The sequence below is a fragment of the Streptomyces albidoflavus genome (genome assembly GCF_000719955.1).
Classification (GTDB): Bacteria; Actinomycetota; Actinomycetes; order Streptomycetales; family Streptomycetaceae; genus Streptomyces; species Streptomyces albidoflavus.
Map to the genome: position 1 here is coordinate 1 of NZ_JOII01000026.1, position 13,851 is coordinate 13,851.

Consider the following 13,851-nt stretch of genomic DNA (forward strand, 5'->3'; position numbering starts at 1 on the left):
ACGAGCGACGCGCCGATCTCCACCAGGGCCTGCTCGAACTGGCCTGCAGCCTCATATGCCTCCGCCGCCTGCGAACCTCATTCTGAAATGATCAGTTAGGAGCGATCGTGGCGCGCGACATCGCGGCTCCCCCTGCCCCCACCAACCACCAGGAACTTGTCGCCTGGGTGGACGAGATCGCCGAACTGACGCAGCCGGACCAGGTGGTCTGGTGCGACGGTTCGGAGGCCGAGTACGAGCGTCTCGCCGAGGAGCTCGTGGCCAAGGGCACCTTCACGAAACTGGACCCGATCAAGCGCCCCAACTCCTACTACGCCGCCTCCGACCCCTCGGACGTCGCCCGCGTCGAGGACCGCACCTTCATCTGCTCCGCCAAGGAGGAGGACGCGGGCCCGACCAACCACTGGAAGGACCCCGCCGAGATGCGGGCGATCTTCGCCGGTGAGCAGGGCATCTTCCGCGGCTCGATGCGGGGCCGCACGATGTACGTGGTGCCCTTCTGCATGGGCCCCGTCGGCTCGCCGCTCTCCGCGATCGGGGTCGAGATCACCGACTCCGCCTACGTGGCCGTGGCCATGCGCACCATGACCCGCATGGGGCAGCAGGTCCTCGACGAGCTGGGCTCCGACGGCTTCTTCGTCAAGGCCGTCCACACGCTCGGCGCGCCGCTCGCCGAGGGCGAGCAGGACGTCCCGTGGCCCTGCAACACCACCAAGTACATCTCGCACTTCCCCGAGGACCGCGAGATCTGGTCGTACGGCTCGGGCTACGGCGGCAACGCCCTGCTCGGCAAGAAGTGCTACGCCCTGCGGATCGCCTCCGTGATGGCCCGTGACGAGGGCTGGCTCGCCGAGCACATGCTGATCCTCAAGCTGACCCCGCCGCGCGGCGAGGCCAAGTACGTCGCCGCCGCCTTCCCGTCGGCCTGCGGCAAGACCAACCTCGCCATGCTGGAGCCGACCATCTCCGGCTGGACGGTGGAGACCATCGGCGACGACATCGCCTGGATGCGCTTCGGCGAGGACGGCCGCCTCTACGCGATCAACCCGGAGGCCGGTTTCTTCGGCGTCGCGCCCGGCACCGGCGAGCACACCAACGCCAACGCCATGAAGACCATGTGGGGCAACTCCGTCTTCACCAACGTCGCGCTCACCGACGACGGCGACGTCTGGTGGGAGGGGATGACCGAGGAGCCGCCGGCCCACCTCACCGACTGGAAGGGCAACGACTGGACCCCCGAGTCCGCCACGCCCGCCGCCCACCCCAACGCCCGCTTCACCGTCCCGGCCGGCCAGTGCCCGATCATCGCGCCGGAGTGGGAGGACCCGAAGGGCGTGCCGATCTCGGCCATCCTCTTCGGCGGCCGCCGCGCCACCGCCGTGCCGCTGGTCACCGAGTCGCTCAGCTGGAACCACGGCGTCTTCCTGGGCGCCAACGTCGCCTCCGAGAAGACCGCCGCCGCCGAGGGCAAGGTCGGCGAGCTGCGCCGCGACCCCTTCGCGATGCTGCCCTTCTGCGGCTACAACATGGGCGACTACATGGCCCACTGGGTCAAGGTCGGCGCCGACAAGGACCAGGCCAAGCTGCCGAAGATCTACTACGTCAACTGGTTCCGCAAGAACGACGCGGGCAAGTTCGTCTGGCCCGGCTTCGGTGAGAACAGCCGCGTCCTGAAGTGGATCGTGGAGCGCCTGGACGGCACCGCCGAGGGCGTCGAGACCCCGATCGGCGTGCTGCCCACCAAGGAGTCGCTGGACACCGAGGGCCTGGAGCTCTCCGACGCCGACCTCGACTTCCTGCTCACCGTCGACAAGGGCGCCTGGCGCGAGGAGGCCGCCTTGGTCCCGGACCACTTCAACACCTTCGGCGACCACACGCCCAAGGAACTGTGGGACGAGCACCAGGCCCTGGTCGAGCGCCTGGGCTGACCCGAGCTCGCCGGCCGCGTGGCGTGTCACGAGCGCCCACGCGGCAGGCGTCCCGCGTACCACGCGGAGGCCGGAGGTGTACGAGCACCCGAGGCGTCCGCGTCGCACGCACCGACCGCGTACCCGGGGGTCCAGCCCAGGTACGCGGAAAGGCCGGCCCCCGCACAACGGCGTGCGGGGGCCGGCCCTTTTCCGTGCCTGTTCTCCGTACCGGGCTCCGGGCCCGGTCAGGCGGCGGTCGCGTACTCCCGGCGGCCGGCCTCGTGGGCCTCCATCCGGCGGGCCGCCAGGATGGCCGCCGCCGTGTCGGCGCGCGAGGCGGCGACGACCAGGGCGCGGCCCGCGAGGGCGTGGGCGCGCTGGTGGAGGGCGGCGAGCCGCGGCTCGTGGATGGCGGCGGCCACGGCGGACCTGACCGGCGGGGCACCCTGGCGCAGCCGGGCGACGGCCCTGGACAGCTGCTCGGCCGCGTCGTCCAGCGCCGGGTCGGGGCGCAGGCCGCGCAGTTCGTCGGTGACGGCGAGCAGGGCCGACAGGTGCCCCGCGAGCTGGATGTCCAGCTCCTCCTCGCGGCTGCGGTGCGGGAAGTCGGCGACGTCCGGGAGGGTGTGCGCCGACGTGGTGCGGATCGGTTCGTACATGGGGACGGCCTCCAGCTTCTTGCTTGAGCACCATCCTACCTTGGAATCAGTCTAAAGTTGTCGCCAGTCCGGAACGGTACCGGACCCGGTACGCTCCGTGGCCGAAAACGGGACAAGGAGCCCGAAGGGGGCTCCTTGTCGTCGTGTGCCGGTGGGGCCGCGCCGGTGCGCGGTGCCGGTCAGGGCTGGCTGTACCCGTCGAGGAAGTGCCCGATGCGGGTCACGGCCTCCTTGAGGTCCTCCGCCGCCGGCAGGGTCACGATGCGGAAGTGGTCGGGTTCCGGCCAGTTGAACCCCGTCCCCTGTACGCACATGATCCGCTCCTGGCGCAGCAGGTCGAGGATCATCTGCCGGTCGTCCTTGATCTTGAAGACCTTCGGGTCCAGGCGCGGGAAGAGGTAGAGCGCGCCCTTCGGCTTCACGCAGGTGACGCCGGGGATCTGGGTCAGCAGGTCGTACGCGGCGTCGCGCTGCTCCAGAAGGCGGCCGCCGGGCAGCACCAGGTCCTGGATGGTCTGCCGCCCGGTGAGCGCCGCGACCACGCCGTGCTGGGCCGGCATGTTGGCGCAGAGCCGCATGTTGGCGAGGATGTTCAGGCCCTCGATGTACGACTGGGCGTGCGCCTTCGGGCCCGAGATGGCCAGCCAGCCCGAGCGGTAACCGGCCACGCGGTACGCCTTGGACATGCCGTTGAAGGTCAGCGTCAGCAGGTCCGGGGCGAAGGCGGCGGTCGGGGTGTGGGTGGCGCCGTCGTAGAGGATCTTGTCGTAGATCTCGTCGGAGCAGACCAGCAGGTTGTGGCGGCGGGCGATGTCGGTGAGCGAGCGCAGCATCTCGTCGCTGTAGACGGCGCCGGTCGGGTTGTTCGGGTTGATGATGACCAGGGCCTTGGTGCGGTCGGTGATCTTCCGCTCGATGTCGGCCAGGTCCGGCATCCAGTCCGACTCCTCGTCGCACCGGTAGTGCACCGCCGTACCGCCCGCCAGTGAGACCGAGGCGGTCCACAGCGGGTAGTCGGGGGCCGGGACGAGGACCTCGTCGCCGTCGTCGAGGAGGCCCTGCATCGCCATGGTGATCAGCTCGGAGACGCCGTTGCCCATGAAGACGTGCTCGACGTCGGTCTCCACGCCCAGCGTCTGGTAGTGCATCATCACCGCGCGGCGCGCCGCGAGCAGCCCCTTCGCGTCGCCGTACCCGTGGGCGGAGCCGACGTTGCGGAGGATGTCCTCCAGGATCTCGGGCGGGCACTCGAAACCGAACGCCGCCGGGTTGCCCGTGTTGAGCTTGAGGATGCGGTGACCGGCTGCCTCCAGCCGCATCGCCTCCTCCAGCACCGGACCCCGGATCTCGTAACAGACGTTGGCGAGCTTCGTGGACTGGATCACCTGCATGTCCGTGAGCTTACGACCGCGTTTCCCGGTCCGCTCCATGATGTGGGCCACGTGATACGCCGGGAAGATCCCGGTTCGCCGCTTTCGCGGGGTGGGGGTGGCACAGGCCGCGAAACGCCCGCGCCGACCCATTCCCTGCCGGGACGGGCAACGTGCCATCGTTCCCTCAGTCCGGGGCGCGCTTCCGCTTGCGATCCGATGGCGGGTGCACGGACCCGGAGGGCGCCCGTACGGGCCCGGGAAACGGGAACGTGACCTTCGCCGCATCGGGGGTCCGCCCGGCCCCCGCCCCGGCTGAGAATGAGGCGGCCCGGCGCCCCGCCCGGGCACCCGCCGACCCGTACCGGAGCCCGCGTGCGCCTCGTCTTCCCCCTCTTCGACGGCTTCACCGCCCTCGACCTCGTCGGCCCCTACGAGATCCTCCGCATGCTGCCCGGGGCGGAGATCGTCCTCGCCGGGGAGCGCGCCGGACAGGCCGTGCCCGACGGTGTGGGCGGGCTCAGCCTCGTCGCCACCCACGCCCGCGCCGAGGTGCGGGCGGCCGACGTCCTGCTCGTCCCCGGCGGCCCCGGCGCCCGCCGGGACGTGGACGACCCCGCCCTGCTGGAGTGGATCACCGCCGTCCACGCCACCACCCGCTGGACCGCCTCCGTCTGCACCGGCGCCCTCCTCCTCGGCGCAGCCGGGCTGCTGACCGGCAAGGCCGCCACCACCCACTGGAGCGCGGTGCGCGAACTGGAGTCGTACGGCGCGACCTACACCCCCGAGCGCGTCGTCACCCATCCCGGCGACCGGCTGATCATCGGCGCCGGGGTCTCCGCCGGGATCGACCTCGCGCTCACCCTGGCCGCCGAGCTGACCTCCCCCGTCCACGCGCAGGCGTACCAGCTGGGCCTGGAGTACGACCCCCGGCCGCCGTACGACGCGGGGTCGCTCGCCAAGGCGCCGGCGGAGGCGAAGGCGCTGCTGGGGGTCGTCGACGGGTGAGGCGGAGCCGGGGGCCATAACGCCGTGGAACGGGGTGGATGAGATCTCCTGGCCGGGGTGGAGGCGCCGCTACGTTGGCGCCAATTCCACCTGAGAGCAAGGAGATTGCCGTGCGGCACATCCCTCTCCGCAGACGTGTGGCGGCCGCCTGTACCGGTGTCGTCGCCGTCGGCGCCCTCACCCTCGCCGGACTGACCGGCTCCGCGACCGCCGCCCCCGAACCTCGCGCCACCCCGGCCTCCGCCCCGGACGCCGCCCTGCTCCGCGCCATGGAGCGCGACCTCGGCCTCACCCCGGCCGAGGCACGGCAGCGGATCGCCGGGGAGGCCGCCGCCGCCGACATCGCCGCCACGCTGAAACAGCGGCTCGGCGCCAGCTTCGCCGGGGCGCGGGTCACCGGCGACGGGGCCACCCTGATCGTGGCCACCACCGACCCGGCCGAACGCCGGACCATCACCGCCGCCGGGGCCAGGGCCGAACGCGCCGACCACGGGCTGGCGGAGTTGGAGGCCGCCAAGGCGGGGCTGGACGCCGCCGCCGGCCGGCGCGCCCCCGAGGGCGTCCCCCTCTGGTACGTCGACACCACCGCGAGCCGCGTGGTCCTCCAGGCCGCCGACCGCGCCGCCGCCGACCGGTTCGCGGCCGCCGCCGGGGTCGACCGCGCCCTGGTCAAGGTGGTGCGGGCGAGCGAGGAGCCCCGTACCTACGCCGACCTGCGGGGCGGGGACGCGTACTACATGAACGGCTCGGGGCGTTGCTCCGTCGGGTTCCCGGTGAAGCGGGGCGCGAGCCAGGCCGGGTTCGTCACCGCCGGGCACTGCGGCACCGTCGGGACCACCACGACCGGCGTCAACCAGCAGGCGCAGGGCACCTTCCAGGGCTCCACCTTCCCCGGGCGCGACTACGCCTGGGTCGCCACCAACGCCAACTGGACGCCGCGCAACCTGGTCAACGGCTACGGCAACGCCGACGTGACCGTGGCCGGCTCGACGCAGGCGCTGGTGGGGGCCTCGATCTGCCGCTCCGGCTCCACCACCGGCTGGCGGTGCGGCACCGTGCAGCAGCTCAACACCTCCGTCACCTACCCGCAGGGCACCGTCTCCGGGGTGACCCGCACCAGCGTCTGCGCCGAACCGGGCGACTCCGGCGGCTCGTTCATCTCCGGCAACCAGGCGCAGGGGATGACCTCGGGCGGCTCCGGCAACTGCTCGCAGGGCGGCACCACCTACTTCCAGCCGCTCGCGCCGGCGCTCTCCGCCTACGGCCTGACCCTGGTCACCGGCAACGACGGCGGCGGCCCCGGCCCGACCGACCCGCCGACCGAGCCCGGCGGCACCTGGGCGGCCGGCACCGCGTACGCGGTCGGGGCGACCGTCACCTACGGCGGCACCACCTACCGCTGCCTCCAGGCGCACACCGCGCAGGCCGGCTGGCAGCCGCCGAACACCCCCTCGCTCTGGCAGCGCGTCTGAGCCCGGTGCGGGCCCCGGGCGCCCCGGGGCCCGCACCGTCCCCCCCCACTCACGGAGGAGACCCCCATGTCCGCCGTACCCGAACGCCCCGAGACCCCCGAGCCGCGCGGCGTCAGCCGCAAGAACCTGCTGCGGGCCGCCCTCGGCGCCGGCGCCCTGCCGCTGCTGACCGGCGGCGGCGTCGCCCTGGCCCGCGACACCACCGGCACCGCGGGCCCGCTCGACCCCACCCCGGCCTGCGACGACGGCGACGATCCGACGCCGGAGCAGATGGAGGGCCCGTACTTCAAACCGAACAGCCCGCTGCGGACCGGCCTTGCCGGACCGGGGACGCCGGGGACCCCGCTGACGGTCGGCGGGTACGTCTTCGACCGGGGGTGCCGGCCGCTCGCCGACGTCCTCCTCGACTTCTGGCAGGCCGACGACGCGGGCGCGTACGACAACACCGGATTCCGGTTCCGGGGGCACCAGTTCACCACCGCGTCCGGGGAGTTCCGGCTGACCACGATCGTGCCCGGCCTCTACCCGGGGCGCACCCGCCACCTGCACGTCAAGGTCCAGCCGCCCGGCGGGCAGGTCCTCACCACGCAGCTCTACTTCCCGGGCGAGCCCCGCAACGCCACCGACGCCCTCTTCGACCCGGCGCTCCTGATGAACGTCCGCGACGCGGGCGGCGGCCGCGAGGCCACCTTCGACGTCGTCCTCGCCGTGGGGCAGGGGCCCGGCGCCACCACTTGGGCCGCCGGACGGGAGTACACGACCGGGGACCGGGTCTCCTACGACGGGGCCGCCTACCGGTGCCTCCAGTCGCACCGGGCGACGGCGGGCTGGGAGCCGCCGCGCGCCCCCGCGCTCTGGCAGCGCGGCTGACCGGCCGGCCCGGGGCCCGCCCGCCCCGCCTCAGCGCCCCCGGTAGGGCGTGCGGCGGACCGAACGGCCCGCCAGGACCTGGGTGCGGCGGCCGTCCTCGACGGTGAGGCGGCCGTCGACCAGGACGTACGGGATGCCCGTCGGCAGGGTGCGCGGGGCATCGAAGGTGGCGCCGGAGGCGACCGTGTCCGGGTCGAAGAGGACCAGGTCGGCGCGGTACCCCTCGCGGACCAGGCCCCGGTCGGGGAGGCGGAGCCGGGCGGCGGGGCGGGAGGTGAGGTGGGCCACGCACTCCTCCAGGGAGAGCAGGCCCAGTTCGCGGACGTAGTGGCCGAGGTAGTGCGGGAAGGTGCCGTAGGCGCGCGGGTGGGGCTTGGCGCCCTGGAGGATGCCGTCCGAGCCGCCGGTGTGGACGCGGTGGCGCATGATGGCGCGGACGTTCTCCTCGTGGCCGACGTGCTGGAGGATCGAGGTGCCGAGCCGGTCCTCGGTGAGCAGCCGCACGGCGGTGGTCCACGGCTCCTCGCCGCGCACGGCGGCCGAGGCGGCGACGGTCCGGCCGGCGTAGGGCGCGAGTCCAGGGTTGGCCGTCCCGGAGATCTCGATGGTCTCCCAGTCGATGGGGACGCCGTGACAGCCGTCGGAGCCGGTCACCTCCAGGTCCGCGCGTATCCGGGCGGCCGTCGCGGGGTCGGCGAGCCGGGCGAGCAGCGCCTCCGGGCCGCCCTCCGCCGCCCAGGAGGGCAGCATGGCGACGAGGGTGGTGGCGCCCGGCGTGTACGGGTAGCTGTCCAGGCTGATGTCGGCACCGGCCGCCAGCGCCCCGTCGAGCAGGGCGAGCAGATCGCCCGCCCGTCCCTCGTTGACCCCGAAGTTCATGGTGGCGTGCGCCAGGTGCAGCGCGCACCCCGCCTCGCGGCCGAGCGCCACCATCTCCTCGTACGCCTCCAGGGCGCCCGCCCCGTAACTGCGGTGGTGCGGGCAGTAGTAGCCGCCGTACGAGGCCACCACCCGGCACAGCTCGGTGAGTTCGGCGTCGGAGGCGTACATGCCCGGGGTGTAGGTGAGGCCGGAGGAGAGGCCGACGGCGCCCTGGGCCAGGCCCTCGGCGACCAGGCGGCGCATGTGGTCGAGTTCGGCCGGGGTGGGGGCGCGGTCCTCCCAGCCCATCGCGTGCATGCGGACGGTGCCCTGCGGGACGAGGTAGGCGGCGTTGACGGCGATGCCCTCGCCGTCGTATCCGGCGCCCGCGAAGGCGGAGTCGAGGCGGTCGAGGTAGCCGCCGACGGTGCGCCAGTCGAAGGCGACGCGGTCGTCGCCGGGGCCGCCGCCGTTCCAGCCGGTGATCTGGGTGCGGACCTCGGCGAGGGTGCGGTCGTCCACCGGCGCGTACGACAGGCCGTCCTGGCCGAGGACTTCGAGGGTGACGCCCTGCGCGGCCTTGGCGCTGTGGTCCGGGTCGCGCAGGAGGGCCAGGTCGCTGTGGGCGTGCATGTCGATGAAGCCGGGGGCCAGCGCGAGGCCGGAGGCGTCGAGGACCCGGCGGGCGTCCGGGCGCGGGCCGTCCGCCCCTGCACGGTGGACGGCGGCGATCCGGCCGCCGGAGACGGCGACGTCGGCCCGGCAGGAGGGGCCGCCGGTGCCGTCGACGACGCGGGCGTCCCTGAGGACGAGATCCATGAGGGGTGGGGCCTCTCGGTGGTGCGGGGTGGGTCAGAAGAAGGTGCGGACCAGCTCGGTGACGGTCCCGTCGGCCTCGGTGACCGGGATGAGCTGCCACTTGTCGAAGGAGGTGCAGGGGTGGGAGAGGCCGAGGCCGATCCAGTCCCCGACCTCCAGCTCCGCGCCCGCCTCGGTCCTGAGCCAGCCGTGCTGGTCGGAGAGGCCGGTGAGGGTGATGCCCTCGGCGGGGCGCAGGACGCCGGTGCGGGCGTCGCGGACCACCTGGGCCTCGGGCAGGTGCAGGTCGTAGGCGGCGTCGCGCTTGCCCGCGTTGACGAACGCCTGGTCCGGGCTGGGCCGGGATACGACCTGGGCCCAGAGCCGGAAGGCGGGGCGCAGCGTGCCCTCCTCGGGGACCCGGTTGAACGGCGTGACGTGCTGGTAGTGCCCGTCGTCGTGGGAGACGTACGCGCCGGAGCGGAGCAGTTTGAGCACCGGCAGGGTCAGCGGCGGGAGTTCGGCGAAGACGTCGGCGACCGCGTCGAACCAGGCGCTGCCGCCCGCGCTCACCACGATCTGGTCGAGCCCGGCGAACCGGCCCTCGGCGTCGAAGGCGGCGGCCAGCGCGGTCAGCCGGCGCAGCCAGGCGCGGACCCGCTCCGGGTCGGCCTCCGGCACCTCGCCCTCGTACCCGGCGACGCCCGCCAGGCGCAGCGTGTCGCTGGCCTCGACCGCGTCGGCGACCGCGCGGCAGCCCGCCTCGTCGCGGACACCGGTCCGGGCGCCCTCGCCCGCCGCCAGCTCCACCACCACGTCCAGCGGGCGCAGCGCCCCCGCCTCGGTACGGGCCCGGTCCATCAGCTCGACGCCGCGCACCGAGTCGACGTAGACGAGGAGCTGGAACTCCGGGTCGGCGTCGAGGTCGGCGGTGAGCGCGGTGAGGGCGGCGGCGTCGACCAGTTCGTTGGCGAGGAAGATCCGGCGCACGCCGAACTCGCGGGCCACGCGCACCTGGTGGGGGACGGCGACGGTGATGCCCCAGGCGCCGTGGGCGAGCTGGCGGGCGAAGAGTTCGGGGGCCATCGAGGTCTTGCCGTGCGGGGCGAAGGCGAGGCCGTGGCGGTCGGTGTAGCTCTCCAGCAGGGCCAGGTTGTGGGTGAGGGAGGCCGCGTCGAGGGTGAGGACCGGTGTGGTGAAGCCGCCGGTGAACAGCGAGCGGCGCTCGGCCGCCAGCGCGCCCACGGTCAGGCCGTCGGCGTCCGGCGGCAGCCCCTTGAAGCGCGGTCCGACCCGCTCCTCGCCGAGCCGGGCGGCGCGCTCGGCGACGGTGCGGGCCCCCTCCGGGTCGGCGAAGGCATGTCCGGCGGCGCGGGCGGGCACGGAGCCGTGCGGGGACGCGGGCTGCTCGGCGGCGGACGACAAGGGGGCCTCCCGGAGGGTGACGGAGCGGGCGGGGCGGACCGGAGCTGGTGGCACTGTGTTGCGTACTGTGCAACGCTCGTTGCGTAGAACGCTCCGAGCTGTCTAACATCCCCGACGATGCCGGGTCAATGGTGCGCGAACCCACCCCGGCCGCACCGCACCCCGTCCGGCGTCACCCGGCCGCCACCCGGACAGCGGTGTGCCGGGAGCCGACCGACCCGCCGCGACCGCGCGCCGGGGCCGCCCACCACGAGGAGTACGCCGTGACAGCAGCGGGAGCGCCCGCACCGCGCCCCACCACCGACTGGGACGTCGTCTGCCTCGGCGAATCCATGATCACCTTCCTGCCGGACCGGCCGGGACCCCTCGCCGAGGTGCCCTCCTTCACCCGCGCCATCGGCGGCGCCGAGTCCAACGTCGCCTGCGCGCTGGCCGCCGCCGGACACCGCGCCCGCTGGGTCAGCCGGGTCGGCGCCGACGGCTTCGGCGACCACCTGCTCGCCGCCGTCGCCGCCTACGGCACCGACACCACCGCCGTCACCCGCGACCCCGACCGCCCCACCGGCCTCTACTTCCGCACCGCCGACGACCGGGGCGCCGCCCGCCACGAGGTGGCCTACTACCGGCACGGCTCGGCCGCCTCCGCGATGAGCCCGGACACCGTCCCGTACGCCGGCCTCGCCGCCACCCGCGTCCTCCACCTCACCGGGATCACCGCCGCCCTCTCCGACGGCTGCCTCGCCCTCCTCCGCGACCTCACCGCCCCCCGCCCCGGCCGCCCCCTCGTCTCCTTCGACGTCAACCACCGGCCCCGGCTCTGGCAGGGGCGCACCGACGGGCCCGCCGTCCTCGCCGAACTGGCCGGCCGCGCCGACCTGGTCCTGGTCGGGGAGGACGAGGCCGCCGAGGTCTGGGACCTGCACACCCCCGAGGCGATCCGCGCCGCCCTGCCGGGCCCGCGCCACCTCGTCGTCAAACGCGGCAGCCGGGGCGCCCTCGCCTACGACGGGCGGACGGCGACCGAGGAACCCGCGCCCACCGTCGACGTGGTCGCGCCCGTCGGCGCCGGCGACGCCTTCGCCGCCGGCTTCCTCTCCGCCCTGCTGCGCGGCCTGTCCGCCCGCGACCGGCTCCGCCACGGCCACCTGATGGCCGCCGCCGCCCTCACTGTCCCCGGCGACCTCACCGCCTCGCCCGCCCGCGCCCACGCCGACAGCCTGGCCGCGCTCGACGAGGCGGCGTGGGGGAGACTGCGCCTTGGCCCCGGCTGGACCCGGGCGGGGGCCGCCGAGGAGGTACGCGTCCCATGAGCCAGACCGTCGACCGCGCGCTCAGCATCCTGCCGCTGCTCGCCGAGGGTCCCGCCGACCTCGGCAAGGTCGCCGACCGGCTCGGCGTCCACAAGTCCACCGCGCTCCGGCTGCTGCGCACCCTGCACGAACACGGCCTCGTCCACCGCCAGGCCGACCAGCGCTACCGGCTCGGCGCCCGCCTCTTCGCCCTGGCCCAGGAGGCGGTGGAGAACCTCGACATCCGCGAGATCGCCCACCCGCACCTGGTCACTCTCAACGACTGCTGCGGCCACACCGTGCACCTCGCCGTCCACGAGGAGCACGAGGTCCTCTACATCGACAAGGTGGAGAGCCGCTACCCGGTCCGGATGTACTCCCGCATCGGCAAACCCGTCGCGATCACGGTCGCCGCCGTCGCCAAACTGATCCTCGCCGACCTCCCCGAGGCCGAGCGCCGCACCCTCGCCGAACGCCTCGACTACCCCCAGTACACGCCCCGTTCGACCCCCAACGCCGCCGCCTTCCTCAAGGAACTGGCGCGCGTGCGCGAACAGGGCTGGGCCACCGACCTCGGCGGCCACGAGGAGTCGATCAACTGCGTGGCCGCGCCCGTCCGGGGCCCCGACGGACGGGTGGTGGCCGCCATGTCGGTCTCCGCCCCCAACGTCGTCGTCACCGCCGAGGAACTCCTCGCCCTGCTCCCGGTGGTCCGCCGCACCGCCGACGCGATCAGCCGCGAGTACTCGGGCAGCGCCCCCGCCGACCAGGCAACCCCGCACCAAGGAAACGGAAAGACACCATGAGCGACGCCACGCCCCTCACCAAGACCGCCCTCACCCCGGCCACCCACACCACGCCGCCGGCCAAGTTCTCGCACGGCGTGCGCAAGGGCAACATCCTCCAGGTCGCCGGCCAGGTCGGTTTCCTGCCCGCCGTCGAGGGCCAGGCGCCGACCCCGGCCGGGCCGACCCTGCGCGAGCAGACCCTCCAGACCTTCGCCAACGTCAAGGCGATCCTGGAGGAGGGCGGCGCGAGCTGGGACGACGTCATGATGATGCGCGTCTACCTCACCGACACCGACCACTTCGCCGAGATGAACGAGATCTACAACCAGTACTTCGCGGAGCAGAACCTCCAGGCCCCGCCGGTCGCCCGCACCACCGTCTACGTCGGCCTCCCCAAGGGCCTCCTCATCGAGATCGACGCCCTCGCCGTCCTGGGCTGACCTCGCCCGCACGGCCCCTCCGACGCCCCCGCCCGCCCCGGCGCGCGGGGGCGTCGGCCTGCCCGGGGATGTGCGCGGGGGCGCACGCGTGAACGCCGTACGCCCGCCGGGCGGGTGACGGGAGGGCTGTCCGCCCCGCCCGTGGGGGAGATGGCGTCCGGCGGGCCGGACGGACGCAGGGGAGGCCGGACGACGATGGGCGACAGGACCACCTGTACGGAGAGCGGCAGCCGCGCCGCCGGGGCCGTCCCCCGCACGGACGACGCGGGACCCGACCCCGGCGACGACGGCGGCGGGTGTACCGGCGGGGCACGCCGGCCCGCCGTCCCGGCCCGCCCGCTCCCGGCCGCCGCCCGCCCGCGCCGGACCCCGGAGCGCCGCCCCTCCCGGGCCGGCGCGACCGCCGCCGGCGCCACCGCCCTGCTGGTCGTGCTGCTCCTCGGCGGCGTGGCCGGGGAGGCCGGCGGCATCACCGGGATCGCCCTCGGACTGGCCCTCTTCGCCGTCCTGGTGGCCACCGCCCGCCCCTGGCGGTACGTCCTGCCGCACTTCCTCGCCGGGCTCTGGATCATCGGCTTCGCCTCCGCCGCCTTCCAGGACGCCCTGCTGCTGACCCGCGGCGAATGGGTCTCCGCCGTCGTCACCCGCGACCTGCACGCCCGCACCGGACCCCGCTGCGACCTCGCCGACCTTCAGGGGCGCGCCCTGGCGCCCACCACCACCGGCTGCGGGTCCCACGGCACCGGCGACCGGGTACGGGTCCTCGCCGACCCGCTGCGCCTGGTCCCCAGCCGCTTCGAGAGCCCGCCGGTCCGCGACGCCTGCCTGACCTGGGGCACGGCCGGCGCCGTCCACGTGGCGGCCGGGGCCGCGGCCGGTTACGGAGCCCGGCGAAGCGGTCGCGGCCGGGGGCGCGGACCGGGCGGGATCAGGGCGAGCCGGAGCAACGCATAGGCACCGG

General features: G+C 74.4%; 12 protein-coding genes. 8 read left to right on the plus strand and 4 right to left on the minus strand.

The genetic code is table 11. The features are described 5' to 3' along the window. Window positions 1-107 precede the first annotated feature (107 nt). A complete protein-coding gene (locus IF45_RS0122930) occupies window positions 108-1,928 on the plus strand; it encodes a phosphoenolpyruvate carboxykinase (GTP) (RefSeq protein ID WP_030309280.1) in 1,821 nt (606 codons plus the stop codon). Window positions 1,929-2,155: 227 nt separating this feature from the next. On the opposite strand, the gene IF45_RS0122935 is transcribed toward IF45_RS0122930, so the two are convergent. Together IF45_RS0122935 and IF45_RS0122940 are read right to left on the minus strand one after the other, a co-directional pair. Beyond that, window positions 2,156-2,569, minus strand: a complete 414-nt coding sequence (locus IF45_RS0122935; RefSeq protein ID WP_003948308.1) for an SCO4983 family protein — start codon at window positions 2,567-2,569, stop codon at window positions 2,156-2,158. Window positions 2,570-2,748: 179 nt separating this feature from the next. Continuing rightward, the gene (locus IF45_RS0122940; protein ID WP_003948307.1) at window positions 2,749-3,960 is read right to left on the minus strand and encodes a pyridoxal phosphate-dependent aminotransferase; all 1,212 of its coding nucleotides are present in this window, start codon (window positions 3,958-3,960) and stop codon (window positions 2,749-2,751) included. Between the two features lie 354 nt (window positions 3,961-4,314). Between IF45_RS0122940 and IF45_RS0122945 the strand changes: the two genes are divergently transcribed. From IF45_RS0122945 to IF45_RS0122955, 3 genes are all read left to right on the plus strand, one after another. Then, window positions 4,315-4,947 carry a DJ-1/PfpI family protein gene (locus IF45_RS0122945; protein WP_018468315.1) on the plus strand — a complete coding sequence of 211 codons (633 nt, stop codon included), beginning with the start codon at window positions 4,315-4,317 and terminating at the stop codon, window positions 4,945-4,947. A 110-nt stretch (window positions 4,948-5,057) separates the two neighbouring features. After that, on the plus strand, window positions 5,058-6,419 hold the full coding sequence (locus tag IF45_RS0122950; protein ID WP_030309284.1) for a carbohydrate-binding protein: 1,362 nt from the start codon (window positions 5,058-5,060) through the stop codon (window positions 6,417-6,419). 66 nt (window positions 6,420-6,485) lie between these two features. Continuing rightward, entirely contained in the window at window positions 6,486-7,289 is an 804-nt protein-coding gene (locus IF45_RS0122955; RefSeq protein ID WP_015507814.1) for a dioxygenase family protein, read from the plus strand. 30 nt (window positions 7,290-7,319) lie between these two features. Here the strand turns inward: IF45_RS0122955 and IF45_RS0122960 are convergent, their stop codons facing one another. Both IF45_RS0122960 and IF45_RS0122965 read right to left on the minus strand, forming a co-directional pair. Further along, window positions 7,320-8,969, minus strand: a complete 1,650-nt coding sequence (locus IF45_RS0122960; RefSeq protein WP_030309286.1) for an N-acyl-D-amino-acid deacylase family protein — start codon at window positions 8,967-8,969, stop codon at window positions 7,320-7,322. A gap of 33 nt (window positions 8,970-9,002) precedes the next feature. Further along, complete coding sequence (locus IF45_RS0122965; RefSeq protein ID WP_008416524.1) at window positions 9,003-10,373, minus strand: alanine racemase; 1,371 nt, start codon at window positions 10,371-10,373, stop codon at window positions 9,003-9,005. A 128-nt stretch (window positions 10,374-10,501) separates the two neighbouring features. On the opposite strand from IF45_RS0122965, the gene IF45_RS0122970 reads away from it, so the two are divergent. The 4 genes from IF45_RS0122970 to IF45_RS0122985 all read left to right on the plus strand — a co-directional run bounded on the left by IF45_RS0122970 (window position 10,502) and on the right by IF45_RS0122985 (window position 13,844). Further along, window positions 10,502-11,683 (plus strand): sugar kinase, encoded by a 1,182-nt coding sequence (locus IF45_RS0122970; protein WP_030309288.1) that lies wholly within the window; start codon window positions 10,502-10,504, stop codon window positions 11,681-11,683. Next, on the plus strand, window positions 11,680-12,468 hold the full coding sequence (locus IF45_RS0122975; protein ID WP_003948301.1) for an IclR family transcriptional regulator: 789 nt from the start codon (window positions 11,680-11,682) through the stop codon (window positions 12,466-12,468). The genes IF45_RS0122970 and IF45_RS0122975 overlap by 4 nt, the downstream gene beginning before the upstream one ends. Continuing rightward, window positions 12,465-12,890: a RidA family protein gene (locus IF45_RS0122980; protein WP_030309290.1), complete on the plus strand. Its 426-nt coding sequence runs from the start codon at window positions 12,465-12,467 to the stop codon at window positions 12,888-12,890. Before IF45_RS0122975 ends, IF45_RS0122980 begins: the two co-directional genes overlap by 4 nt. Before the next feature lie 195 nt (window positions 12,891-13,085). Continuing rightward, a complete protein-coding gene (locus tag IF45_RS0122985; protein ID WP_030309292.1) occupies window positions 13,086-13,844 on the plus strand; it encodes a hypothetical protein in 759 nt (252 codons plus the stop codon). Window positions 13,845-13,851: the final 7 nt, after the last annotated feature.